This is a genomic window from Mycobacterium sp. 1245801.1 (genome assembly GCF_001673055.1).
Taxonomy (GTDB): domain Bacteria; phylum Actinomycetota; class Actinomycetes; order Mycobacteriales; family Mycobacteriaceae; genus Mycobacterium; species Mycobacterium europaeum_A.
In genome coordinates this window covers 1-25,726 of the sequence record NZ_LZKY01000152.1, presented here as the reverse complement: position 1 = coordinate 25,726, position 25,726 = coordinate 1, and the positions used below count along the sequence as shown (strand labels likewise).

The following is a 25,726-nucleotide window of genomic DNA, read 5'->3' as shown; positions in this document are numbered from 1 at the left end:
TCAATTTCCCGTTTGCTTCGGGGTGACGGACGCGGATGAGTACGGTGATCGGGTGGCGGTAGCCGGTGACGCAGAGCTGGAGCGGGTGCGCACGGTTCACCAGTTGCGCTCGTACCGCATCGGCTCGGTGCTGCGCATCGGAGTGGTCGGCCTCATGGTCGCGGCCATGATCATCGGCACCAGCCGATCGGAGTGGCCGCAGGAAAGCGTCCTGATCGTCCTGTACACACTCGTCGCGCTCTGTGCATTCGGGCTGGCCTTCGCCCCTTTCCGACGCTGGATCGGGATGGGCCGACTGGTCGCGATCGGCCGGCTGGAGCCGTTTGCGTTCACCGTCATCGACATCGTCGCGCTGACGGTGTTTCAGCTGTTGTCCACCAACGGGATCTACCCGCTGCTGATCATGGCCATGCTGCCCGTCCTGTTGGGGCTGGACGTCTCCTCGCGCCGGGCGGCGGTGGTGCTGATCTTCTCCATGCTCGGGTTCGCCATTGCCGTGCTACAGGATCCGGTGATGTCGAGCGGGGACAGGTTGGCCGAGGCGGGGTTTCGGTTCCTGCTCTATGCATTCCTTTGTTGCGCGGCCTTTCTGGTGGTGCGCATCGAGGAGCGCCACACCCGCTCGGTGGCCGGATTGAGCGCGCTGCGGGAGGAGTTGCTGGCCCAGACGATGAACGCCTCGGACGAGGCGGCGCGCCGGATCTCGGAATTCATTCACGACGGACCGCTGCAAGACATCCTGGCGGTGCGCCAGGAGCTCGTCGAATTGGATGCGGCGTTCGAGGGCGACGAGCGGGTCGGCCGGGCGCTGGGCGGCTTGCAGCTGGCCTCGGAACGGCTGCGGCAGGCCACTTTCGAGCTGCATCCGGCGGTGCTCGAGCAGGTCGGGCTGGGGGCCGCCGTGCAGCAGCTCGCCGAGTTCACCGCGCAGCGTTGCGGCATCGACATCAGCACAGAGATCGAATACTCGGGGCGCCGCGACATCGACGCCGTCGTGTTCGGGGTGGCGCGCGAGTTGCTGTCCAACGTGGTCCAGCACGCTCGGGCCCGGCAGGCGACGGTCATGCTCGGGGTCACCGACCGGACCTGTGTCTTGCATGTGGTCGACGACGGTGTGGGGTTGCGCCAGGAGACGGTGGCGCGGCGGCTGGGCGAGGGGCACATCGGGCTGGCATCGCATCGAGCTCGAGTGGAAGCCGCCGGGGGAGCCTTGATGTTTCTCGATGCCCCGGTGGGAACCCATGTCTGCGTCGAAGTGCCGTTGAGGAATTGACCGCTCCGCGCACTCGTGAACGGCACGCATTAGGTGAATTCCATCCGCGCTAGCACCGGCGCTATCACGAACGAAAGTCACCTACTGGTTCGGCGGAGGTTCACCACGGAGCGCCATCACCGTGCCCATGGTGAACGGTTTGCGCCACCGCGCTCGGCGGCGCCCATCGATATAACCCCTATTTCAGGTCGACCGACTTCCCGGTGGCGGCCGCATGGCCCGCACGGTAGCCGAAAACCATTGCCGGGCCCAGTGTTCCGCCGGCGCCGCCGTAGGCCCGTCCGGTCACGCCGCCCATCGCGTTGCCCGCGGCGAAAAGACCCGGTATCGGCTCGCCGCTGACGTGCAGGACGCGGGCGTCGTGATCGGTGCGGGGGCCGCCCTTGGTGCCCATTGCGCCGATGCTCACCGGCACCGCGTAGAAGGGCGCGGTGTCGATGGGGCCCAAGGTCTTACCGGCCGGGGTGGTCGCGCTGTCGTCGCCCCAGTAGCCGTCGTACGCGCTCGAGCCGCGACCGAAGTCGGGGTCCGCGCCGCCGGCTACGTGACGGTTCCAGCTCTCGACGGTGTGGGCCAGACCGTCGGCGTCGATACCGGTCTTGGCGGCCAACTCGGCGAGGTCTGCCGACTCGCAGAACCAGTCGGGGACGGGCTGCCCCGGCTCGATACCGAGAAATCCATAGCGCTGCAGGTGAATCGAATCGAACACCATCCATCCGCGGTCGTTGACGTAGCCGCCGCGAGGGTCCAGGTAATGAAAGGCGCCGGCCATCGAGTTGTAATCGCAGGCCTCGTTGACGAAGCGGCGGCCGGCCGAGTTGACGATGATGCTGCGCGGCCGCGTCCTTTCCAGTCGCACGCTGCGGCTGCGGGGCTTGCCCTCGATGGTGTCGCCCGGGATTTGCACGATCGGTACCCACCACGCTTCGCCCATGTTGGCCAGGTCGGCCCCCTGCTCCATCGCCATGCGCAAGCCGTCACCGGTGTTGTTGGGCGGCGAGACCGCCCCGTGCATGGGGCCGCGCAGAAAGGCTTGTGTCAGAGCGGGATCCCACTCGAAGCCGCCGGTGCCCAGGATGACGCCATGCCGGGCGCGAACACTGATCGTCCCGTCCGGCAGGGCCACGCGCACTCCGGTGACCTCTCCGTCCTCGGCGATGAGACCTTCGGCGCGGGCATTGGTGTGTGGGGTCACCCCCGCATCCAGCAGGCCCTTGAGCAGTCCCGCGATCAGCGCGGTGCCGGCCACGCACAGATGGCTGGTTCGTTCGTCGATCGCCGCGTGCAGGCGCGCCCTGGTCTCGGCATCGAAACCGACGTTGGACCAGTCGGCCGGGAAAGACGTGATGCGAGTTGCCCATTCGCCCAACTGAGCCAGGTCGAAGGGGGCGGCGCTCAGCGACCTGCCACCGGCCGGTTGTCCGCCCGGTAACTCGGGACGATAGTCGGGAAAGCCGGTGGCGATCTCGAACTGAAGACCGCTGTGCGCCTCGATGAAGTCGAGCATCGCCGGCCCGGTGCGAACGAACGTTTCCACCAGCTCGTCGTCCATCGAACCGAGCGACTGCGCGCGCAGATATCGCAACGCGTCAGCCGGGGTCAATTCGCCGTCCGGAGAACGGTTGTGGGCGGGGATCCACACTATGCCACCCGACACGGCCGTGGTCCCGCCGACGGTCGAGGCCTTTTCGTAAACCTCCACCGAGGCACCCGCCACGGCTGCGGTCAGCGCGGCCGTAAGGCCGGCACCACCACTGCCGAGCACGACGACATCGGCTTCGTGGTCCCATGACATGGACTGCTATCCCTTCGGCTCAGTGGCTAGCTCAGGAGCTCCGACAACTGCTTGGCGGCTTTCACGACCGCGTCCTTCCCGCGCATCACCACGTCTTCTCGGTGCGAGATGAGGTTGATGCACGTCGGTGGCGAGGGCACCGGGCGGCGCACCCCGACGGCCAGGCCGTAGGTGTTCGGTTCGATCTCGCCGTAGGTCGTCACCCAACCACGTTCGCGCGCACGGGAAACCAGCTCCCGTTCGCCCGGACGCGGAGGCATGCACGCGAGCAAGGCGATCCCGGCCGCGCCGCGGTCCAGCGGATATCGGCTGCCTTCGTGAAACGAGAGCTGGTAGGCGACGTGGCTGGGCACGATCACCGCGATCGCCACCTGCTGGTCGCCTTCGGCGATGAGCAGCGACACGGTCGTGCCGAGCTCGTCGGCCAGCGCGCGCAGCGTCGGCAGACTCACCTGGCGCACATTGCGGTCGAAGGAAGCGCCGAGCACGGCCAGGCCCGCCGCCGGACGGTAGCGCCCGTCCTCTCCCTTGGCCACCAGCCGGAACTCGGCCAACGTCGTGAGCAGTCGGTAGGCGATGGTGCGGTGCACCCCGACCTGGTCGGCGAGCTGCTGCACCGTCAACCCGCTGGGCGAGTCCGCCACCATCTGCAGCGCGGTCAGGCCCCTGGCCAGGGTCTGCGAGCCGGTACCGGAGCCCGTCACAGCCTTGACAGACCTTCCCGTGAGAGCGAAGCTCTATATATAACGCACATTAGTGTGCGATATTAGCACACTAGGTAAGCCGAACACGAGAACGAGATTTCCCCGATCTGGAGGCCGGACAGCACCGTGGCGGAGTTCGAGAGCATCTGGAGCGATCTGCAGGGCGTCGCGTTTGAGCAGGGCTACCTCGACGCCGGAGGAGTGCGGACGCGCTACCTGCGAGCCGGTGATCCCGGGAAGCCGGTGTTGGCCTTGTTGCACGGATCCGGCGGACATGCCGAGGCCTATGTGCGCAACCTGGCTGCACACGCCGAGCATTTCTGGACCTGGTCGATCGACATGCTCGGCCACGGGTACACCGACAAGCCGGGCCACCCACTGGAAGTCGCCCACTACGTCGAGCACCTGATGGCCGTGCTGCGCACCATCGGTGTCGACCGTGCCTACCTCAGCGGCGAATCGCTCGGCGGCTGGGTGGCCGCACGCGCGGCCATCGACCACCCGGATGTGGTTGAGCGGCTTGTGCTGAACACCGCCGGTGGCTCCCAGGCCGATCCCGTGGTGATGCAACGGATCATCACGCTGTCCATGGCGGCCGCCGAGGACCCGACCTGGGAAACGGTGCAGGCGCGCATCAAATGGCTGATGGCCGACAAGTCCAAGGGCTACGACGACCTGGTCGCCAGCCGCCAGCGCGTGTATCGCCAACCGGGGTTCGTCTCGGCGATGAGCGACATCATGGCGCTGCAGGATCCCGAGATCCGGGCGCGCAACATCCTCGGCACGGACGAATACGGCTCGATCGTCGCCCCGACGCTGGTGCTGTGGACCAGTAACGATCCGACCGCCGACGTCACGGAGGGGCGTCGCATGGCGTCGATGATCCCGGGCGCCCGCTTCGAGGTGATGCCCGGTTGTGGCCACTGGCCGCAGTACGAGGACGCCAAGACTTTCAATCGCCTGCATCTCGATTTCCTGCTGGGCCGGTGATGGTCGCACCAAAGCGGGAGGTGGGTGACATCGAAACCGATGTCCTGGTCGTCGGTGCGGGCCCGGTCGGGTTGACCCTCGCCAACATCCTTGGCCTGCAAGGTATCCGCACCATGGTGGTCGACGAGCGGGACACCCTCATCGACTATCCGCGCGGCGTCGGACTGGACGACGAGGCGTTGCGGACCTTCCAGTCGATCGGACTCGCCGACCGGGTGCTGCCGCACACGGTGCCCAATCAGATCTTGCGCTTCGTCGACGCCAAGCGCCGCGTGCTCGCCGAAATGGCCCCGCCGGACGCACGTTTCGGCTGGCCGAAACGAAATGGCTTCGTGCAACCCCTCGTCGACGCCGAATTGTTGGCCGGCTTGGACCGCTTCGAGCACGTCCAGGTGCGCTGGGGACGCCCGATGACCGCATGCCAGGAAAGCGCCGACGGGGTGACCGTCGAACTCGGCGGCGGTGGTGACAACGACGGCGACACCGCACGCCTGCGGGCCCGTTACGTGGTCGGGTGCGACGGCGGCCGCAGCATGACCCGCCGGGTGATGGGGGTGTCGTTCGACGGGACGACGTCATCGACGCGCTGGCTGGTGGTCGACATCGCCAACGACCCGCTTGGCCACCCGAACAGCGAGGTCGGCGCCGACCCCGAACGCCCGTACGCCTCGATCTCGATCGCCCACGGAATTCGCCGCTTCGAGTTCATGATTCACGCCGACGAGACCGACGAACAGGCCGAAGATCCGGCGTTCCTGACCCAGATGCTGGCCCGGATGGTGCCTCACCCCGACCGGGTCGACGTCATCCGGCGCCGCGTGTATACCCACCACTCGCGGATCGCCGGCGCGTTCCGGCGGGGCCGGCTGCTGCTGGCCGGCGACGCCGCCCACCTGATGCCGGTGTGGCAGGGGCAGGGTTACAACAGCGGGATCCGGGACGCGGCGAACCTCGGTTGGAAGCTCGCCGCGGTGGTGAGCGGGCGGGCCGACGACAAGCTGTTGGACACCTACGACGTGGAACGCCGCAAGCACGCCCGCGCCATGATCGACCTGTCGACCATGGTGGGGCGGGTGATCTCGCCCACCAACCGCCGGGTGGCGAACGCGCGAGATCTCCTGATCCGGTCGGCGTCAATCGTGCCGTCGCTCAAGCGATATGTGCTGGAGATGCGGTTCAAGCCGATGCCGCGTTATGAGCACGGAGCCGTCGTGCACGCTGCGCCGGGACGTGCCGATTCGCCGGTGGGAACGCTGTTCATCCAGCCGCGCGTCGACACCCGGGATCGGCAGGACGTGTTGCTCGACGATGTGCTTGGTTCTTGGTTCGCGGTGTTGTGCTGGAACAACAACCCCCGCAAAATCCTCGGCGACGTCGCGTTCGCGAACTGGAAAGCGTTGGGCGCGCGCTTCTTCGCGCTCCGGCCGGCGACCCAGCTGCACTGGCCGGGGCACGACGACCCCGATGTCGTCGTGGTGGGTGATCGGCATGGCGGCCTAAAGTCCTGGTTCGACACGCACTCGGAGTCGGTGCTGTTCCTGCGCCCCGACCGGTGCGTCGCGGGCGCCTGCATCGCTCAGCGCGCGCCGGACCTGAGCGCCGCGCTTATCGATGCGCTCACACTCACGCCGCGAGGGGGTGAATTGCAAAATGGCACTGGCTCTGTGCTGTATGTCGCACAGCCCTCTCCTGAATCTTCCGGGGCCGTCGCGGGACCTGCTTGATGACATCGAGGGCGCAATCGCGCAAGCCCGGCGATTCGTCGAAGACTACGACCCCGAACTGGTCGTCAGTTTTTCCCCGGATCACTACAACGGCTTCTTCTACAAGGTGATGCCGCCCTTCTGCATCGGCACCAGCGCCCGCGGAGTGGGGGACTACGGCACCCACGCCGGCCCGCTCAACGTGCCGGAAACCCTCGCGGCCGACTGCGCGAAGGCGGTCCTCGACGCTGGCGTCGACGTCGCGGTATCGGCCAGCATGGACGTCGACCACGGGACGGTCCAGCCGCTGGAGAAGCTGTTCGGCGACGCCACCTCGCGTCCGGTGATACCGATCTTCGTCAATGCGATCGGGGTACCGCTGGGCCCGATGCACCGTTGCCGCGCCCTGGGTACCTCCGTCGGCAATTACCTTGCCACCCTGGACAAGCGCGTCCTGATTCTGGGATCCGGCGGGCTGTCGCACAGCCCGCCGGTGCCGAGCTTGGCGACCGCGCCCGCACCGGTGCTGGAGCGGATCGTGCACGGCCAGCCGATGACGTCCGAGCAGCGCCAGGCCCGGCAAGCCGCCGTCATCGACGCGGCCAAGAGCTTCGCCGCCGGTGACAGTGAGCTGCAGGCACTCAACCCGGCGTGGGACCACCGCTTCCTGGAGATCATCGACGGGGGATGGCTGAGCGAACTGGATGGATGGTCGAATTCGTTCGTCGCTCACGAGGGCGGCAGCTCCGCACAGGAGATCCGCACGTGGGTAGCGGCATTCGCGGCGCTGGAAGCGGTGGGCCCCTACGAAATCACCGGGCGCTACTACAAACCAGCGCCCGAACTGATCGCCGGGTTCGCCATCAGAACGGCACTTCCGAAATGACGGCGGCCTCGGACGATTTCGATCACGTCGTCGATGTACTCATCGTCGGCTCCGGCGGTGGCGGTATGACGGCCGCACTGACGGCCCAGGCGGCCGGCCTCGGCGCGTTGGTGATCGAGAAGTCCTCGCACTTCGGCGGTTCCACCGCTCTGTCCGGCGGCGGCATCTGGGTCCCCGGTGCCCCCGCGCAGCGGCGGGAGGGCTATGTGCCCTCGCCCGAGGGCGTCGTGGAATACCTCAAACGGATCACCGACGGCCTGGTCAGCGAGGCACGGTTACGGCAGTACGTCGAGACGGCACCACAGATGCTGCAGTTCTTGGAGCAACTGTCCGGATGGTTCGAATTCGTCTGGAAGCCCGGCTATGCCGACTACTATCCCGAGTTGCCCGGGGGCTCCGAACTGGGCAGCACCATCAACGTGCCGCCAATCGACCTGCGGAAGTTGGGTGCCGACGAGCAGAAGCTGCTGCAGCCGCTGGCGCTGGCACCGAAGGGAATCTGGCTGGGCCCCAAGGAATTGCGCACGTTCTACCGCATCAGGCAGTCATGGGCAGGCAAGGGTGTGCTGCTCAAATTGATTTCGCGGATGGTCCGGGCCCGGGTGTTCGGCGAGCGGATGGCCGCCATCGGTCAGTCGCTCGCGGCCCGGCTCCGGCTGGCGCTGCGGGAACGCGGCATCCCGCTGTGGCTGGAGTCGCCGATGGTGCGACTGCTCACCGATTCCGAGGGGGCGGTCACCGGAGCGGTGGTGGAACGCGAGGGCGACACACAGCGCATCGGCGCACGTATGGGCGTCATCCTGGCGTCGGGGGGATTCGACCACGATCTGGCCTGGCGCAAAGAACTTCTGCCCGAGGTGGACCAGGACTGGAGCTTCGGCAATCCCGCGGCGATGGGCGACGGTATCCGCGCCGGCCAACAGATCGGCGCCGCAACGGATTTGCTGGACGAAGCCTGGTGGTTCCCGGCGATCCAGTGGCCGGACGGCCGGATGCAGTTCATGCTCAACGAGCGGATGATGCCGGCCCAGTTCATCGTCAACGGTGCGGGCAAGCGCTTCATCAACGAGGCGGCTCCCTACATGGACTTCGGCCACGCCATGATCGAGGGCCAGAGGTCCGGCATCACCCACATCCCCTGCTGGCTGATCACCGACCACAGATCGTTCAATCGCTACGTCGTCGGTGGACACCTGCCCATACCGAAAATTCCGGGGGCGCCGGTGCCCACCGGCCGCAAAATCCCATCGGCCTGGCTGGAATCCGGTGTGGTCAAGGCGGCCATGTCATGGGACGAGATGGCGGCCAAGATCGGCGTGCCCGCAAGCCAGCTGACCGAAACTGCCCGCCGCTTTAACGAACTCGCCCGCAAGGGACACGACGACGATTTCAACCGCGGCGACAGCGTGTACGACAACTACTACGGCGACCACACTCTGCCCAACCCGAACCTGTACCCCCTCGGCGATCCGCCGTACTACGCCTTCCGGATCGTGCTCGGCGACCTGGGCACCTCGGGCGGTCTCCTGACCGACGAGCACGCCCGCGTGCTGCGGACCGATGGCACGGTGGTGCCCGGCCTCTACGCAGTGGGTAACACCTCCGCACCGGTGATGGGCCGCAGTTACGCCGGTGCCGGGGCGACCATCGGCCCAGCCATGACCTTCGGCTACGTCGCAGCGAAACACGTTGCGGCACAGGCAGCCAACCGAGCCGCTAATACTCATAGGAGGTAACGATGAAAATTTCGCTGTTCTACGAATTCGCCCTGCCGCGGCCCTGGGCGCCCGACGACGAACACGTCCTGCTGCAGGACTGTCTCAACGAGGTCGAGGCCGCCGACAAGGCGGGCTTTTCCACCGTGTGGCTGACCGAGCATCACTTCCTCGAGGAGTACTGCCACTCGACGGCCCCGGAGATCTTCCTGGCCGCGGCCAGCCAGCGGACCAAGAACATCCGGCTGGGGTTCGGCATCATGCACCTGCCGCCGGTGGTCAATCACCCGGCGCGGGTGGCCGAGCGCATCGCCACGCTCGACCTGCTGTCCAACGGCCGCGTCGAATTCGGCACCGGGGAATCGTCGTCGGTCGGTGAGCTCGGCGGATTCAACATCGACCCCGCCGACAAGCGGGCGCAGTGGGAAGAGGCCCTCGAGGTCTCGATCCGCTGCATGATCGAAGAACCGTTCACCGGGTTCAACGGCGAGCATGTCCAGATGCCGGCACGCAACGTCGTCCCCAAGCCGCTGCAAAAGCCGCACCCGCCGGTGTGGGTCGCCTGCACGCGGCCGGCCAGCGTGCAGATGGCGGCGCAAAAGGCCATCGGCGCTTTGAGTTTCGCCTACACGGGTCCCGGTCCGCTGACCGAGCGGGTGAACGGCTACTACAAGGAGTTCGAGGAGAACGGCGTCCCGGTCACCCCCCGCATCAACCCGAACATCCTGGCCATCGGCGGCGACCTGTCGATGATGGTCGCCAAGACCGATGAGCAGGCCCTGCAGCGGCTGGGACAGGGCGGCGGATTCTTCTCGTTCGGAATCATGCACTACTACATGACGGGGGTGCACACGCCGGGGCGCACCGGGGTGTGGCAGCGCTATCTCGAAGAGGTGGAAAAGGATCCGACGCTGGCGTACGGCCCCGGCCGGGGTGCGATCGGATCGCCGGCCACGGTGCGCGAGTTCCTCCGCGGCTACGAAGAAAGCGGCGTCGACGAGATCATCCTGCTGCTCAACCCGCGCAGCCACGAGGGCACCATGGAATCCATCGAGCTGATGGGCTCCGAGGTGCTTCCCGAGTTCATCGAGCGCGACGCGAAGGCCGTGGCGGAAAAGGCGAAGCGGCTGGAGCCCGTCATCGAGAAGGTGGAGTCGCGTCGCCCGGAATCGACCGCACCGCAATTCGACGAGGATTACTCGTTTGGTGGGCTCCCGACTGGCCGCGGCGGTAAGTTCACCGCCAGTGAGATCCCCGAAGCCATGGCGGAGATCAACGAAGGCCGCGTGCAGGCGGCGCAGCGCGCGAAGGAACAGCAGAAGTAAACCGGAGAATTTCGAGGCGAGCCTTGGGAGCAATCGACGAGCTGTGGCGCTACGACGGTCGCCGTGCGGTGGTCACCGGATGTGCCTCCGGCATCGGCGAACACGTGGTGCGGCAGCTCAGCGAGCTCGGGGCCGAAGTCATCGGCCTGGACAAGCGACGGCCGGACTTCGCGATCGACGGGTTCCACGAGGTCGACCTGGCTGATCGGACATCGATCGAGTCGGCGGTAGCCGACGTGACCGGTCCGGTCGACGCGTTGTTCAACGTCGCCGGCGTGTCGTCCGGGATCGGCGACCCGCTGCTGGTGGTGACCGTCAACTTCCTGGGGATGCGCCATCTCACCGAGGCGCTGATACCGAAGATGTCCGCGGGGTCGTCCATCGTGAGCGTGTCATCGCTCGCGGCGGCCGCCTACCGGGAGCATCTGCGGGAGGTGGCGCCGCTGCTGCATACGGCGACGATGCAGGAGGGCATCGACTGGTGCCGTGAGCATCCCGACGTACTGGGTACCGGCTATCAGTTGTCCAAGGAAGCGATCATCCTGTACACCATGCGCAGCGCCACGCCACTGGGCGCGCGGGGAATCCGCATCAACTGCACGGGTCCCGGCGTGACCGAGACGCCGATCCTGGACCAGCTGCGCACCGCCTACGGGCAGGGCTTTCTCGACGACATCCCCAAGCCGCTGGGTCGCGTTTCCGAGCCCGCCGAGCAGGCCTCGGTTCTGCTCTTCCTGAATAGCGATGCCGCCAGCTATATTTCGGGCCAGGTGTTGTGGGTTGACGGCGGAAACGTGGGCGCCGCGATCGCTGGCGAACTCGAGGAAGGACGTGCTCCGTGGCCAGTGTGACCGACTTTCGCCGGGCCGCTCGCGATGTCAGTAACTGGGGCCGCTGGGGCGATGACGACGAGCTCGGCACGCTGAACTTCATCACCTCCGAAAAGATCGCCCAGGCAGCGGGTTTGGTCCGCCACGGCAAGGTTTTTCCGCTCGGGGTGGACTTCGGGTCATCGGGGCCGCAGGGCGCCTTCGGTTTTCGGCACAATCCCATTCACGTGATGACGGTGGATGGTGGTGACGCCAGCACGCTCGCTCACTACGGCCCGAATTGGGATCGCAATCCCACGGCGGCGCAGATGGGTCCGTACTTCGTCGACAACTTGTTCAGGTTCAACGACGACATGATCATCATGCCGCTGCAGGCGGCCACCCAGTGGGACGCGTTGTCGCACGTCTACTACGACGACAAGCTCTACAACGGGATTCCGGCGGGGTCGGTGACCAGCCTCGGGGCCCGCCACCTCGGCATCGAGAAGGTTGACGGCAAAGGCATCACCTCGCGCGGTGTCCTGCTGGATGTGGTGCGCCATCGCGGCGCGGAGGTCTTCCTGGAGCATGGAAAACCCATCACTCCAGCGGAATTGGACGATGTCGTCCGCACCCAGGGCGTGACGATCGGGCGCGGTGACATCCTGCTCATTCGCACCGGCTGGTGGACGAGGTTCCTGCAGACGGGCAACAAGACCGAACCGTATTCCGGCCTGGACTGGCAGTGCGCCCAGTGGCTGCACGATCACGAGATCGCCGCGGTCGCGTCCGACAATCTCCAGGTCGAAGACCCGGTGTCCGGGGTTGACGGCGTGTTCTTGCCGTTCCACCTGTTGACGCTGCGCGACATGGGCCTGATGCTCGGCGAGTATTGGGACTTCACGGCACTGGCCGCCGACTGCGCCGCCGACGGTGTGTACGAGTTTCAACTCATCGCACCGCCCCTGAGATTCGTTGGGGCAGTGGGCTCGCCGGTGAACCCGATCGCGATCAAGTGATGCAGCGCCAAACGCTGTCGGTCGATGGGCTGACCACCAGCTATCTGGAAGCCGGCGACGGCGACCCGGTGGTACTGCTGCACGGTGGTGAGTTCGGCGCCGGCGCCGAACTGGGGTGGGAACGCAACTTCGCCGCGCTGTCGGCACGGTATCGGGTCTTGGCGCCCGACCAGCTGGGATTCGGGCAATCCGCGAAGGTCATCGATTTCGTCGACGGCCGCGGCATGCGGATCCGGCATGTGGCACGCTTTTGCGAGTCGCTCGGGGTCGACTCGGCGCACTTCGTCGGCAATTCGATGGGCGCCATCAATCTGCTCACCGATGCCACGTCGGAGACCTCGCTGCTGCCGGTTCGCAGCTTGGTGATCATCTGCGGCGGCGGAGAAATCCAGCAGAACCGGCATTTCGAGGCGCTACAGAAGTATGACGCCACGCTGCCGGCGATGCGCCGCATCGTCGAGGCGTTGTTCTTCGACCCCGGCTATCCCGATGACGACGACTACGTACGGCGTCGTTACGAATCGAGCACCGCGCCGGGGGCGTGGGAAGCCGTCGCCGCGGCCAGGTTTCGCCGCCCGGGAGCCACGCCGTCGGCGACGCCATCGAGCGCTCGCGCCTACGAACGCATCGGCGTGCCCACGCTGGTCGTCGAAGGGGGAGGCGACAAACTCCTTCCGGCCGGTTGGGCCGCCGAGATCGCCAAGCAGGTCGACGGCGCCCGCTCGGTGGTGGTCGAGAAGGCCGGACACTGCCCCCAGATCGAGCAGGCCTCGGTGGTAGACGAGATGCTGCTGGATTTCCTGGGCGCGGTCTGAACGTCAGAAGACGTAGTCCAGGCGGGTCATCATTCCCGCCACTTGGTGATAGGTGTTGTGGCAGTGCATCACCCAGGTGCCGGGATTGTCGGCGACGAGCACGGCGGCGAGCTTCTGCTTGGGCAGCACCATGATGGTGTCTTTGCGGGCGCCCGGGCTCCCGTCCGCCTTGATCACCTGGAATGTGTGCCCGTGCAGGTGGATCGGGTGATACATCATCGTGGTGTTGTCGAACGTGATGGTCGGCCGTTGCCCCTGGTGCACGTGCAGCGGATTCGTCTTGCCGTAGGGCTGCCCGTTGATCGTCCAGTTGTATTGCGTCATGTTGCCGCCCAGGACCACGGGCAGGTTGAGCCGGGGGTCCGGGCGGCCAAGGTTGACCGGCGTTGTCGCGGTGAACATCTCGATGGTGCCCACCCGCTTGGTGAGTTCGGCGGGTTGAAACTGCGGGTCGGGTGCGCTGCCGGCCCCGGTGGAAAGCACTGCGCGGGCCAGGCCGTTCTTGCCTTCGGCGACCGCGACTAATGGGAAGACACCGTCCGCGGCGGTCACGGTGACGTCGTAGCGTTCGGCCATGCCGATCAGCAGGGCGTCGACCTGCGCGGGCACCACGGGGTAGCCGTCGGTGTGAGTCACCGTCATCGCGTGACCGGCCAGTGCCACCCGGAAGGTGGTGTCGGAGGCGGTGTTGATGAAGCGAATGCGGATGCGCTGGCCTGGTTTGGCATTAAAGGTCATGGGCGAGGCGGGAATTCGCCCGTTGGCCAGATAGTACGGGTAGGCGATGTCTCCGGCGTCGCCGCCAAGGAGGTCGCTGGTGCCGACGCCCGCCGCCGGAGGCGGGGGCGCGGCGCTCGTCGAGGCTGTCGGGCTGGTCGACGTCGTCTCCGACGCCGATGAACTTGTCTCCGTCGTCGTGGTCGTCGGCGTCGTCGTTTCGGGCGCGTTCTGCGGAGGCTTGTTCGGGTTACTCAGTTCGCTGTAGAGCTGCTGGGGACTCTTTCCGGCGCCGTCGGTCCAATCGTCGAGGACGACGATCCACTCGGCGTCGTAGTTGCCCTCGGTCGGGTCGTCGACGATGACCGGCAGATACAGACCGGTGTCCTCGTCGAGGCCGGTATGCGGATGTGCCCAGTAGGTCCCGGAATTCGGCACCGAGAACCGGTAGGTGAAATCCTGGCCGGCCGCGATGTTGGGGGTCGCCGGCTCGGCGCCGTCCATGTCGTTGCGTAGGGCGATGCCGTGCCAATGCACCGACGTCGGATGGTCGAGTCGGTTGGACACCGTCACCTCGACCTCGTCGCCGATGCTGGCGCGGATCACCGGGCCGGGGATGCCGTTGCCGAAGGCCAGCGTGCGGACGATCGGTCCACCCAGGTCGACCTGGACCTGTTGGGCCGTCAGCTTGGCGGTGACGGTGCGGCCGCTATGCGGTCGGGCTGCCTCGGTTTCGGCGATGGCCGCCGACATCCGGGCACTGCCCGACGGCTCGGGCTTGGTTTGACTGCACGCCGTCAGCGCCAACCCGCCGGCGATGCCCGCGGCCATGAAACCGCGCCTGGTGAGCCGAGTTCTGTCGAAGGGCGCGCCGCTGGTCGGTTGCACGGGCAATTGGTGCTCCTCGTCTTTGGTTCGCCCCAACGTTCTCGTGCTTGGATGCTAGGCGGAGCGCAACAGCCAGCGCTAGACCTTTCGCTTATCGGGCGGGTGCGCGGGCACGCTCGAACAACGCTGTGGCGGCTTGCCCCCATGTGAGAGTGACCCCGCGCGAACGCTTCTGGGCCGAAAGGACCTCACACAGCCACACCGCCCCCATCGACATGCAGGGTCGAACCGGTGACAAAGCTGGACCGCGGAGAACTCAGGAAGAGCACCGCCTCGGCGATCTCGGACGGGAAGGCGGTGCGGCCCAACGGCAGCGCCCGCCCCAGGTCCTCGTTGACTTCCCCCCATTCCGCGGCCACGCCGGGCGTGCGGGTGGGCCCGGGCGCGACGCTGTTCACCCGCACCCCGGCCGCTCCGAATTCGGCGGCCCAGGTGCGGGTGAGCGATTCCAGCGCGGCTTTGGAAGCGCTGTAGCCCGAGGCGCCGGGAATTCCCTTGAATGCGGCCATGGTAGTGATGTTGACGATGCTGCCACGGCCGCGCTTCAGCATCCCCGGGATCAGGCCGGCTACTAGGAAGTACGCACCGCGAACGTTGGTGTCGAACAACGTCTCGAAAGACGCCGCATTCTGTTCGACCGTCAACGCCGACGGAAAAGTGCCGGCGTTGTTGACGATGATGTCGACCTCACCGCACTGTTGCACAAGCGAATTCACCGACTCGAGATCGGCCATGTCGGTCTGGATAAACCGCGCGTTCGGGCCAATCAGCTCCACCGCTTGCGCACCTCTGACCGGATTGCGACCCGTGACAATCACGGTGGCGCCCTCGCTTGCGAGCAGTCGCGCGGATTCCATTCCGATGCCCGCCGTCCCGCCGGTGATGACGGCGGTGTGGTCCATCAGCTCCATCGGACTCACCTGTAGAAACCTCTTACTTGGCGCCGCTGGGTGTCTGGGAAGCCATCCAGCCGCTGAAGGTGGTGGGGTAGACGACCACATCTTCACCATCGATGGGAACGATGCTGCGTTCGTCGAGCACCGCACCGTAGTAGCGGGCACCGGTATCGGTAACCACCTGGCGCGCATCACCCGTTACCGCAAACCTTGCCCGGATGAAGTCGTCCATGCCTTGCTTTTCGGGGCCGGCGATGTTGATCACCCCGTTGATTGGATCGGCGGTCGCCGCACGGGTAACGGCCGTCGCGACATCCGCCGAAGCAATGGGCTGAAACGCCCCGTGCGGCGCGCGGACCGTGTCACCGTCGGCCAATGAATCCGCAATGCCGTCAACGAATTCGAAGAACTGAGTCGCCCGCACGATTGAGTACGGAGATCCCGATTCCGTGATCACCTTTTCCTGGGCTATCTTGGCCCGCATGTAGCCGCTTTCGGCGGCCCGGTCGGCGCCCACGATCGATAAGGCGACGTGATTGCGCACCCCGGCGGCCCGCTCCGCCGCCAGCAGGTTGCGGGTGGAGGTGGTGAAGAAGTTCAGGACATCATCGTCGGCCCAGGACGGCGAGTTGGAGACGTCCACCACCGTGTCGACACCGGTGACGGCAACGGCAACACCCTCCCCGGTTACGGTGTTGACGCCGGTGCTCGGTGATGCCGGGACTGCTTGGTGTCCCTGGTCGGTCAGCATGGCGACGACCTGTGATCCGATCAGCCCGCTGCCACCGATTACCAAAATCTTCATGATCATGCCTTTCAAGTCTCCCGATGCACTGGCCCTTTCAGCATGATTCAGGCGAGGGCAAGTCGGAACCCTGGAAAGTCCGTAGTTATGCCGAACTCAGGGGGCCAAGTCCTTGGCCAAACCTCGCAGTTGGCGGCGCGAGGTGAGGCCAAGCTTGGCGAACACTTTCCGCAGGTGCCATTCGACGGTGTGCGAGCTGATGAACAACTGCGCGGCGATCTCGGGGTTCGTCAGCCCCTCTCCGGCCAGCCGGGCGATCTGCGCCTCCTGTGCCGTGAGCTCACCGCCGGATGCTGCGCCTGTTTTGGCCGACCGCTTGCTCACCTTCTCGCCGGTGGCCAGCAGCTCGCGACGGGTCCGTTCGGCGAACGCCTCGGCTCCCATCCGGGCGAACATTTCGTGGGCGGTACCCAACTGGGCGCGCGCATCGATCCGGCGGTTGCAGCGGCGGAGCCATTCCCCATAGGACAGGTGCGCCCGCGCCAGCTGAACCACGATGCGGGTTCGCGCAAGCCGCTCGATTGCCTCCCGGTAGAAGACCTCCGCTTCACGGTCGGTAGTCAGCAGCGCCCGTGATCGCGCGTAAACTCCGGCTGCCCAATCTGTTTGGGCCCCCAGCGCCCGGGCTTCGAGTTGACGCAGTGCGTCATGGGCGGCGTCTTTGGCGCCGCTTCTCGCGGCAGCTTCGATGAGTTCCACGAGGCACTGGCCGAACAGACCTAAATCCTCGTGTTCGCATGCCTGGCGCGCGGCGGCGAAGGCATCGTCGTAGCGGCTCAGACCGTTGTAGAGGACAGCGCTGGAATACCCGGTCAACGCCACTATTCGGCCTTCGCCCCTGGCGATCCCGTCTGTTGCCGCTCGGTCGATCAGATTGCTCGCGACGTTCTCATTGCCCCGCCAAGCGGCCAGCAGCACCGAGTGATATTTGACCGGGGCATAACCCGTAGCAGCCGAGATGGCGTCGGCCTCCTCGACAAGTTGGGACGCCGTTGCGAATTCGCCGGCCTGGACGTGTACACCGGCGCGATAGACCAGGGCGTTCGGTAACACGGCGAGTGCGCCCGCCGCACGCGCCAGGCGTACCGCGTGGGTGGCCAGCCGATGCCATACGTCGTCGTCCCAGAGTTCGTGGGCGGCAGATTCCTGGACGATGGGAAAGGCTCGCCAGAACCAATGCATGACGTCATCGGCACGCTCGGCGGCAGCTTCGATGAGGCGCAGCGCTTCGCGCATCGCTGCCAGACTAGGGACGAGTCCAGCCGTCGCCCGCAGCGCGACGCCATCAAGAAGGAGATCGACCGGCCGTGCCGGCTTCGGCCCGGGCGGTGCCGCGCGGGCCGCCTCGGCGGTCGACGCAATACCCCCATGCGGGCACAGCCGGCCGCCGAACATCGCCGCCCCCACGGCGTCTAGGTACGTTTCGCGGGATTGCGCGTCGTCCAGTGTTTCCAGCCGGCGTGCGGCGTCGAGCAGGCGTACGGCCGCATCGGAGACCATCGGTGCATCGGCATCACCGCTACGGCTGCGGGAGAAAACGATCTGCGCGCGCAGTCGGGTGACGCGGGCCTGCTGCAGCTTGTCCAGTGGCGCGGCCTCGGCGATGGTGAGCAGCTCGTCCGCGGCGTCGAAGGCCGCCACGTCACGCTTGGCCTGGGCGGCCGCGAGTGCCCGTGCCCCTCTGCGGGCCGAATCCGAGGTCAGTTGGGTGGCCCGTTCCAGGAACGCGGCAGCCGCGGCCACTCCACCTCGGGCCTGGGCACGGTCGGCGGAGCTCTCGAGTGCGGCGGCGATGGATTCGTCCGGACCCGGAGCCGCAATGGCCAAATGCCACGCGCGCCGGTCCGGATCGCTTCGTGGGTCGGTCACCTCAGCTAGCGCCCGATGTACGCGTCGGCGATCCATCAGATCCGCCGTGCGGTACGCCGCTGACCTCACCAGGGGATGACGGAATCGCACCCTGGTGCCCACGTCGATCAATCCGGCCGCTTCCGCTCTGGCCGCCGCGTCAAGTGGAAGCCCTAAATGCTCTGTGGCGCGCGACAATAGCGCCGCATCGCCCACCGGCTCTGCGGCCGCAATGATCAATAGCTGCTGGGTCTCGTCCGGCAGTGACCGGATCCGCCGGACGAATGTCTGCTCGATCTGTCCCGCCAGTGGTTGCACGTCCGGGCGCTGGAAGCCGCCGGCCAGCTGCGCGGCGGTCAGACCCCTGGGCAACTCCAACAGCGCCAACGGATTTCCCCGGGTCTCCGCCACGAAGCGCTCGCGCACCTCGTCGTCCAGTCGGCCCGGGATCACCGAATCCAGCAATGCGCGGGCGTCGGCGGGATTGAGGCCGCGGACCGCCAACCCGGGCAAGCCGTCCCAATCATCGGCATCGATGGCGGCCGAGGCGTCTCGCACCGCGAACACCATCGCCACGGGCTCGGCGATCAGTCGCCGGGCGACAAACGTCAACGTCTGGGCCGAGATTCGGTCGATCCACTGCGCGTCATCGATGAGGCACAGCAAGGGCTGGGCCTGGGTCGCTGCATCGATCAGACTGAGCACGGCCAGCCCGACGAGGAAGCGATCCGGCGCAGGTCCGGCGCTCCGGCCGAATGCGATCTCCAGTGCACCGCGCTGCGGAGGCGGCAGTTGATCGATGCGATCCAGCACTGGCACGCACAGTTGCTGTAAAGCGGCAAACGGGAGTTCCATCTCGGACTCCACCCCGGAGACCCTAGCCACGCGGAAGCCCGGGGCACGCTCGGAAACGAAATCCAGCAGCGCCGTCTTGCCAATGCCTGCCTCGCCCCGCAGCACCAGAACCTGACTCTTGCCCGAGCGGGCGCCCGACACCAGCCGGTCGAGGGCAGCACATTCCGCGCGCCGACCACGCAAAGGTTGTGCCTGTTGATCTTTCACCCACACCGCCGCTGGAAAGTGATTTGCCGTTCGACTTTACCGAGCGCACCTGCCTATGGCGTCGAGCACCGACCGCGGCCCGTGTCTTAAATCAATTGCTTGACTTAACGCGGCAGGCGCCGATTAACTCGTCGTGTGGTCAACGAATTGGACGGCAAGGTCGCCATCGTCACCGGCGGCGCTTCGGGCATCGGTCGCGGACTCGTGGAGCGGTTCGTGGTCGAGGGCGCGCGAGTCGTCATCGCCGATGTCGAGACCGACCGCGGCGAGGCGTTGGCCGCATCGCTCGGCGGCGCGGCCGCCTTCCGGAAGACCGACGTCTCCGATCCCGAACAGGTGGGGGCGCTGGTATCCGATGCCGTCGAGAAGTTCGGCGGTCTGCACGTCATGGTGAACAACGCCGGGATCTCCAGCCCGCTGCGGAAATTGCTCGACGACGACCTCGCCGATTTTCACCGGGTGATGGGGGTCAACGTGCTCGGCGTGATGGCGGGTACTCGAGATGCCGCGCGGCACATGGCCGAACACGAGGGCGGATCCATCATCAACATCACCTCGATCGGCGGCATCCAGGCCGGCGGCGGTGTGATGATCTACCGCGCGTCCAAGGCGGCCGTCATTCAGTTCACCAAGGCCGCGGCAATCGAGTTGGCAATTCACGAGATTCGGGTCAACGCCATCGCGCCCGGCAACATACCCACGCCGATCCTGGGCAAGTCGGGTGCCGGCATGGACCCCGAACAGCTGCGGCAGTTCGAGGCGCGAATTCGCGAGACGATGCGGGAGGACCGGCCGCTGAAGCGCGAGGGCACGCCCGACGACGTGGCCGAGGCGGCGCTGTATTTCGCCACCGACCGCTCGCGCTATGTCACCGGGACGGTGCTTCCGGTCGACGGTGGGACCGTGGCGGGCAAGCCGATCCGGTCCAAGCGACACAGCTGACACCGCCGGAAGGCCCCGAGCGCGATGATGGACGGTCCAGAAATTTAAATCAATCGCTTGACTTAAAGTGCCGTACGGGGTTGACTGATCCAATGACCACCGCCGGCCGGACCGTTCGCACCGATCGGGCCAGTTCCACCCAAGAGGCGATTCTCGTGGCGGCCGAGCGCCTGTACGCCGAGCACGGCATGTTCGCCGTGTCCAACCGGCAGGTCAGCGAGGCCGCCGGCCAGGGCAACAACGCCGCCGTCGGCTATCACTTCGGCACCAAGGCCGACCTGGTGCGGGCCATCGAGCACAAGCACCGCGGGCCCGTCGAGCAACTGCGCGAACAGATGGTGACCGAGCTGCTAGACACGGGCGGTTCGACCGACATGCGCAACTGGGTGGCCTGTTTGGTGCGCCCGCTCACCGATCACCTGGAGGAGCTCGGAAATCCGACCTGGTATGCGCGTTTTGCGGCCCAGGCGATGACCGACCCCGCCTACTACAACATCATCGTCAAGGGCGCGCTCAGCTCCCCGTCGCTGGTCCAGGTCGTCGAGGGCATCAACCGCTGCCTGCCCGAACTGCCGGCCGAGGTGCACTTCGAACGCAACATCATGGCCCGAAACTTGTTGATGCACACCTGCGCCGATCGTGAACGCGCGCTCGCCGCAGGAGCGGTGACGTCCCATCGTTCATGGCGTGCCGCGGCGTCCGGACTCATCGACGCGATCGTGGGCCTGTGGCTGGCGCCCGTGACGGCGTACGAGTAAGGGGCGTGCGAATGAAAGTGACTGTCGACCAAGACCTTTGCGCTTCATCAGGGAACTGCGTGATGAACGCGCCCGAAGTGTTCGACCAGCGCGACGACGACGGCGTCGTGCTGCTGCTCAATCCCAATCCCACGCCCGAGCAGGCCGAGGGCGCGCGCCGGGCGGCGGCGGCCTGCCCCGCGCTTGCCATCCACATCGAGGAATGAAAACGATGTCCGACACCCTGACGAGCACCGCGGCGGAGCACGCGTCCGAAATTCCGGACTACCCGATGGCCAGGGAGCCGCGCTGCCCCTTCGCGCCACCGCCGGATGTCATGGCGCTGGCCGAAGCCCGACCGCTGTCCCGGGTCCGGATCTGGGACGGCAGCACACCGTGGCTCATCACCGGCTACGAGCAAGTGCGCGAGCTGTTTTCGGATTCGCGGGTCAGCGTCGACGACCGGCAGCCCGGCTTCCCGCACTGGAACGAAGGCATGCTGTCCACGGTGCACAAGCGGCCGCGATCGGTCTTCACCGCCGACGGCGAGGAGCACACCCGATTCCGGCGGATGCTGTCCAAGCCGTTCACCTTCAAGCGTGTCGAAGGTCTGCGCCCGACCATCCAGCGCATCACCGACGAGCACATCGACGCGATACTCGCCGGGCCGCAGCCCGCCGACATCGTCACCGCATTGGCGCTCCCGGTGCCCTCGCTGGTGATCAGCCAGCTGCTGGGCGTCCCCTACGAAGACGCCGACATGTTCCAGCATCACGCCAACGTCGGTCTCGCGCGTTACGCCACCGGTGATGACACCGTCAAAGGCGCCATGAGCCTGAACAAATACCTCGCCCAGCTGGTCGAGGCCAAGATGGAGAACCCGGCCGAGGACGCGGTTTCCGACCTCGCCGAGCGGGTCAAGGCCGGCGAACTCAGCGTCAAGGAGGCCGCCCAGTTGGGCACCGGCCTGCTGATCGCCGGGCACGAGACCACCTCCAACATGATCGGTCTCGGCGTGCTCGCCCTGCTGGAAAACCCCGACCAGTTGGCCGTTATCCGCGACGCTGAAGATCCGAAGGTCATCGCCAGCGCGGTCGAGGAACTGCTGCGCTACCTGAGCATCATTCAAAACGGCCAGCGCCGCGTCGCGCTCGAAGACATCCACATCGCCGGCGAAACCATCCGCGCCGGTGAGGGCATCATTATCGATCTCGCCCCGGCCAACTGGGATCCGGACGCGTTCGCGGAGCCGGACCGGCTCTACCTGCATCGCTCCGGCGCAGATCGCAACGTCGCATTCGGCTATGGGCGGCATCAGTGCGTCGGGCAGCAGCTGGCCCGCGCCGAGCTGCAGATCGTGTTCCACACGCTGGTGCGGCGCATTCCCACACTGCGACTTGCCATTCCGATCGAGGAGGTTCCGTTCAAGGACGACCGACTCGCCTACGGCGTCTACGAACTGCCGGTGACCTGGTAGCCAGCCCGCTACTCATCAAATATTCGGATCCGAATGGAGGGTCAACGATGACGACTCAGACAAGTACGCTTTACCCGCCCGGCGGTTATGGCGCTCCGAAGGACCGCCGTGGTCACGCCGCGGGCAGCGACGTCGGCCTTCCGCAGGGGACCGTCGTCTTCTCCGCGGACAACCACATCTCGCTCGCGGACGACATTTTCTACCAACGCTTCCCGGACGGCCTGAAGGATAAGGCGCCGCGGATCTGGTACGAGGACGGCGCCTACCAGGTGGGCCGCAAGGGGCAGTCGTTCCTGCCGGGCGACTTCAGCGCCGTGCTGATGCAATACGACGACCTGCCCGGCGCCGCGAGCACCAACATCGAGGCGCGCATCCAGGAGCTGCACGACGACGGCGTCGAGAAGGAATTGGCGTTTCCCAACGCGGTGCTGGCGCTGTTTCACTACCCGGACAAGCAGCTTCGTGAGCTCGCCTTCCGCATCTACAACGAATACATCGCCGAGCTGCAGGAGCGCTCGAACGGCCACTTCTACGGCGCCGGACTGATCAACTGGTGGGACCCGCAGGGCACCAGGACGACGGTTGAAGAGCTGAAGTCGTTGGGGCTCAAGACGTTCCTGCTGCCGCTCAACCCGGGCAAGGACGACGACGGCAACATCATCGACTACGGCAGCACCGCGATGAAGCCGGTCTGGGACGAGATCGAGGCCGCCGGTCTTCCGGTGACCCACCACATCGGGGAGACCCCACCGAAAACGCCGTGCCAGTTCAACAGCGTGGTGGTAGGGATGATGATCAACATCGACGGATTCCGTGAGCAATTCGCCAAGTACCTCTTCACCGGAATTCTGGATGATCATCCCGGGCTGCGCATCGGCTGGTTCGAGGGCGGCATCTCCTGGGTGCCGTGGGCGCTGCAAGACGCCGACCACCTGATGGGCTCGTACCAGCACATGTTCAACCGGACTCTCGAGCACGAACCGCGTTACTACTGGGACACCCACATGAGCGCCTCGTTCATGGTCGACCCGCTGGGCTTGCAGCTGATCGATCAGATCGGGGTGGACAAGGTGATGTGGTCCAGCGACTACCCGCACAACGAGAGCACCTACGGCTATTCCGAGAAATCACTGAAATCCGTTGTGGATGCGGTGGGTCCGGAGAACGCGGTGAAGATCGTCAGCGACAACGTCACGAAGTTCCTGGGTCTGTAGTGACGACATTCGCGCAACTGAACACCGACACCGGCAACGGACTGGTGATCCCGGAAACCGCCGACCTGGCCCGCCTGCGCCGTGCGACGGGGGCCCGGCTGCGCTCGGCGATGGCGGAGCGCGGTGTCGACGCGATGATCCTGCTGGGCAACAACGCGGTGGTCTACGCCACCGGGGCCAGCTGGCCGCTCGGCGACGGCGGGTTGTCCTACGTCGAGCGGCCGGTGGCCGTGGTGCTCGCCGACGACGACTGGCCACACGTGTTCCTGCCGTTCCGCGAGGGGGCCGCACAGGAGTCGGACCTGCCCGCCGATCACCTGCACGGGCCCGTATATCTCGAATTCGACGAGGGCGTCGAGCATTTCGCGCATCAGTTGGCCGATCTCATCCCGGCCACTGCGGTAATCGCGGTCGACGAGTTCACCGGCGCCATGTCGCGTGCCGCCAAGGTTCTGTTCCCGGGCGGAGCACCCGTCGACGCCGCGGCCATCGTCAGCGCCGCCAAGTCGGTGAAGACTCCGGACGAATTGTCGTGCATGCGTACCGCGATCCAGATCACCGACGAGGCGATGGTCGAAGTGCAGAAGAGTTTGGCCCCGGGGATCCGTCAAATCGATTTGTCGGCAAGCTTTTTGCGCCGCGCCTTCGAGCTGGGCGCCACGGCCAGCATGCTCGAGCCGATCTGGCAGGTGATGCCGCCCAGCAAGGCCGAGGGTGTGTGGACCACACACGGCGACTTGGCGCTGCCGCTGCTCACCACGGAACGCGAGCTGGCCGAGGGCGACGTGCTGTGGACCGACGTCAGCATCACCTATCAGGGCTACTGTTCGGACTTCGGGCGCACCTGGATCGTCGGCCGCGATCCGTCACCCCGTCAACAGGCGCAGTTCGACAAGTGGTTCGAGATCATGAGCGCGGTTCTGGGTGTCGCCAAGGCCGGTGCCACCGCGGCGGATCTGGGGCGCGCCGCCATCAAGGCCAACGGTGGCACCAAGCCGTGGCTGCCGCACTTCTACCTGGGCCACGGAATCGGCGTCAATGCCGCCGAAATGCCCATGATAGGAACCGATCTCGGCCAGGAGTTCGACGAGAATTTCGTTTTGCAATCCGGGATGGTGCTGGTGCTGGAGCCCGTCGTCTGGGAGGACGGCACCGGCGGCTATCGCAGCGAAGAGGTCCTGGTGATCACCGAGGAAGGTTGGATCCGTTTGACCGACTACCCCTATGACCCTTATGGCAACTGAAGTCCTGCCTGACGAGCGCACGCTGCGCCTGGGCCGCCGCCGCCGGGCGCTGGCCCAGATGGCCGCACACGATCTCGACGTCCTGGTCCTCGGCCGGCAAGCCAATGTCCGGTATGTCACCGGGGCGCCGCAACTGTGGGTCGCCGGCACCCGGCCCTTCGGCCCGACCTGCGTGCTGGTGCGCGAAACCGGCGCCGTCCACCTCCTGAGCACCTGGGACGAGGGCGTTCCGGAAGACATCCCTCACGAAAACCTCTACGGCATCTCGTGGAATCCGATGAACACCATGTCGGCGCTGCAGCGCATCGACGGCGCGGCGAGCGCGCGGCGCGTCGGAACCGACGCCCTCTCACCAGTTTTCGCCCAGTTGCTACCGACCGCGTTTCCCAACGCCCAGCTGGTCGACGGCGAGCTGGCCATGCGGGCGGCACGCCGCATCAAGACGGACGAGGAGATAGCGGCCATCCGGGAATCCGTCGCGGTGGCCGAGTCGGCCCTGGCGGCCGCGGTATCCGAGTTGCGGCCGGGGGTGACCGAGCAGGCGCTGGCCGGCGTCCTGCTGGAGGCATCCGCGGCCGGCGGGGTCAGCACCCCGTCGAATCAGGATGTCGCATGGGTGACTTCACGCAAGCACCCATGGCGGCGGGCCGACGACGGTGATCGGAACGACGGCCGTATCCAGGACGGCGATCTGGTGGCCTTCTCCGCCGGCGTCCTGGCCGGGGGCTACGTCGGTGAGGTCGGCCGGACCTGGCCCGCCGACACCAGGCACGCGCCCAACGGGGCCGCCGCCCTGCAGCGGCGCTGGGAGAGCCTGTGGGGCAATCTGATCGGTGCCTGCCGGCCCGGGGCGGGCGCGGGC

At 66.4% G+C, this 25,726-nt stretch carries 22 protein-coding genes; 16 read left to right on the top strand and 6 right to left on the bottom strand.

The window, feature by feature from the left end; translation table 11 throughout:
- Nucleotides 1–52: 52 nt before the first annotated feature.
- Entirely contained in the window at nt 53–1,273 is a 1,221-nt protein-coding gene (locus A5622_RS09195) for a sensor histidine kinase (protein WP_156752900.1), read from the top strand.
- 178 nt (nt 1,274–1,451) lie between these two features.
- On the opposite strand, the gene A5622_RS09190 is transcribed toward A5622_RS09195, so the two are convergent.
- Entirely contained in the window at nt 1,452–3,068 is a 1,617-nt protein-coding gene (locus A5622_RS09190; RefSeq protein WP_066878019.1) for an FAD-dependent oxidoreductase, read from the bottom strand.
- Nucleotides 3,069–3,094: 26 nt separating this feature from the next.
- The gene (locus tag A5622_RS09185; RefSeq protein WP_066865690.1) at nt 3,095–3,772 is read right to left on the bottom strand and encodes an IclR family transcriptional regulator; all 678 of its coding nucleotides are present in this window, start codon (nt 3,770–3,772) and stop codon (nt 3,095–3,097) included.
- A gap of 126 nt (nt 3,773–3,898) precedes the next feature.
- On the opposite strand from A5622_RS09185, the gene A5622_RS09180 reads away from it, so the two are divergent.
- Genes A5622_RS09180 through A5622_RS09145 form a run of 8 tightly spaced genes read left to right on the top strand, consistent with a single transcriptional unit; the run spans nt 3,899 to nt 13,034 of the window.
- Nucleotides 3,899–4,762 carry an alpha/beta fold hydrolase gene (locus A5622_RS09180; protein ID WP_066878017.1) on the top strand — a complete coding sequence of 288 codons (864 nt, stop codon included), beginning with the start codon at nt 3,899–3,901 and terminating at the stop codon, nt 4,760–4,762.
- A complete protein-coding gene (locus A5622_RS09175) occupies nt 4,762–6,486 on the top strand; it encodes a bifunctional 3-(3-hydroxy-phenyl)propionate/3-hydroxycinnamic acid hydroxylase (protein WP_066878015.1) in 1,725 nt (574 codons plus the stop codon). The genes A5622_RS09180 and A5622_RS09175 overlap by 1 nt, the downstream gene beginning before the upstream one ends.
- Entirely contained in the window at nt 6,434–7,351 is a 918-nt protein-coding gene (locus tag A5622_RS09170) for a 3-carboxyethylcatechol 2,3-dioxygenase (RefSeq protein WP_066878012.1), read from the top strand. Before A5622_RS09175 ends, A5622_RS09170 begins: the two co-directional genes overlap by 53 nt.
- Nucleotides 7,348–9,087: an FAD-binding protein gene (locus A5622_RS09165; protein ID WP_066878006.1), complete on the top strand. Its 1,740-nt coding sequence runs from the start codon at nt 7,348–7,350 to the stop codon at nt 9,085–9,087. The genes A5622_RS09170 and A5622_RS09165 overlap by 4 nt, the downstream gene beginning before the upstream one ends.
- Before the next feature lie 2 nt (nt 9,088–9,089).
- Nucleotides 9,090–10,391: an LLM class flavin-dependent oxidoreductase gene (locus tag A5622_RS09160; protein ID WP_066878004.1), complete on the top strand. Its 1,302-nt coding sequence runs from the start codon at nt 9,090–9,092 to the stop codon at nt 10,389–10,391.
- Between the two features lie 23 nt (nt 10,392–10,414).
- Nucleotides 10,415–11,242, top strand: coding sequence for a coniferyl-alcohol dehydrogenase (locus tag A5622_RS09155; protein WP_066878002.1), 828 nt, complete (start codon nt 10,415–10,417; stop codon nt 11,240–11,242).
- A complete protein-coding gene (locus A5622_RS09150; RefSeq protein WP_066878000.1) occupies nt 11,230–12,219 on the top strand; it encodes a cyclase family protein in 990 nt (329 codons plus the stop codon). The genes A5622_RS09155 and A5622_RS09150 overlap by 13 nt, the downstream gene beginning before the upstream one ends.
- The gene (locus A5622_RS09145; RefSeq protein ID WP_066877997.1) at nt 12,219–13,034 is read left to right on the top strand and encodes an alpha/beta fold hydrolase; all 816 of its coding nucleotides are present in this window, start codon (nt 12,219–12,221) and stop codon (nt 13,032–13,034) included. Before A5622_RS09150 ends, A5622_RS09145 begins: the two co-directional genes overlap by 1 nt.
- 3 nt (nt 13,035–13,037) lie before the next feature.
- On the opposite strand, the gene A5622_RS09140 is transcribed toward A5622_RS09145, so the two are convergent.
- From A5622_RS09140 to A5622_RS09125, 4 genes are all read right to left on the bottom strand, one after another.
- Entirely contained in the window at nt 13,038–14,645 is a 1,608-nt protein-coding gene (locus tag A5622_RS09140) for a multicopper oxidase family protein (RefSeq protein WP_066878051.1), read from the bottom strand.
- Between the two features lie 182 nt (nt 14,646–14,827).
- Nucleotides 14,828–15,550: an SDR family NAD(P)-dependent oxidoreductase gene (locus A5622_RS09135; RefSeq protein WP_066877994.1), complete on the bottom strand. Its 723-nt coding sequence runs from the start codon at nt 15,548–15,550 to the stop codon at nt 14,828–14,830.
- 22 nt (nt 15,551–15,572) lie between these two features.
- Entirely contained in the window at nt 15,573–16,340 is a 768-nt protein-coding gene (locus A5622_RS09130) for an SDR family oxidoreductase (RefSeq protein ID WP_066878049.1), read from the bottom strand.
- Nucleotides 16,341–16,436: 96 nt separating this feature from the next.
- Complete coding sequence (locus A5622_RS09125) at nt 16,437–19,256, bottom strand: LuxR family transcriptional regulator (RefSeq protein WP_082994558.1); 2,820 nt, start codon at nt 19,254–19,256, stop codon at nt 16,437–16,439.
- Nucleotides 19,257–19,385: 129 nt separating this feature from the next.
- On the opposite strand from A5622_RS09125, the gene A5622_RS09120 reads away from it, so the two are divergent.
- The 7 genes from A5622_RS09120 to A5622_RS09090 form a co-directional block, all read left to right on the top strand.
- Nucleotides 19,386–20,192: an SDR family NAD(P)-dependent oxidoreductase gene (locus tag A5622_RS09120; protein WP_066865724.1), complete on the top strand. Its 807-nt coding sequence runs from the start codon at nt 19,386–19,388 to the stop codon at nt 20,190–20,192.
- Nucleotides 20,193–20,284: 92 nt separating this feature from the next.
- Nucleotides 20,285–20,950: a TetR family transcriptional regulator gene (locus A5622_RS09115; protein WP_066865727.1), complete on the top strand. Its 666-nt coding sequence runs from the start codon at nt 20,285–20,287 to the stop codon at nt 20,948–20,950.
- An 11-nt stretch (nt 20,951–20,961) separates the two neighbouring features.
- A complete protein-coding gene (locus A5622_RS09110; protein WP_066865873.1) occupies nt 20,962–21,156 on the top strand; it encodes a ferredoxin in 195 nt (64 codons plus the stop codon).
- 5 nt (nt 21,157–21,161) lie between these two features.
- Nucleotides 21,162–22,406, top strand: coding sequence for a cytochrome P450 (locus A5622_RS09105; RefSeq protein ID WP_066878047.1), 1,245 nt, complete (start codon nt 21,162–21,164; stop codon nt 22,404–22,406).
- Between the two features lie 47 nt (nt 22,407–22,453).
- Complete coding sequence (locus A5622_RS09100; protein ID WP_066877990.1) at nt 22,454–23,620, top strand: amidohydrolase family protein; 1,167 nt, start codon at nt 22,454–22,456, stop codon at nt 23,618–23,620.
- Nucleotides 23,620–24,864 (top strand): Xaa-Pro peptidase family protein, encoded by a 1,245-nt coding sequence (locus tag A5622_RS09095; RefSeq protein WP_066877988.1) that lies wholly within the window; start codon nt 23,620–23,622, stop codon nt 24,862–24,864. The genes A5622_RS09100 and A5622_RS09095 overlap by 1 nt, the downstream gene beginning before the upstream one ends.
- On the top strand, nt 24,854–25,726 hold an 873-nt coding region (locus A5622_RS09090), incomplete at its 3' end, for a Xaa-Pro peptidase family protein (RefSeq protein WP_066877987.1). The genes A5622_RS09095 and A5622_RS09090, both read left to right, overlap by 11 nt.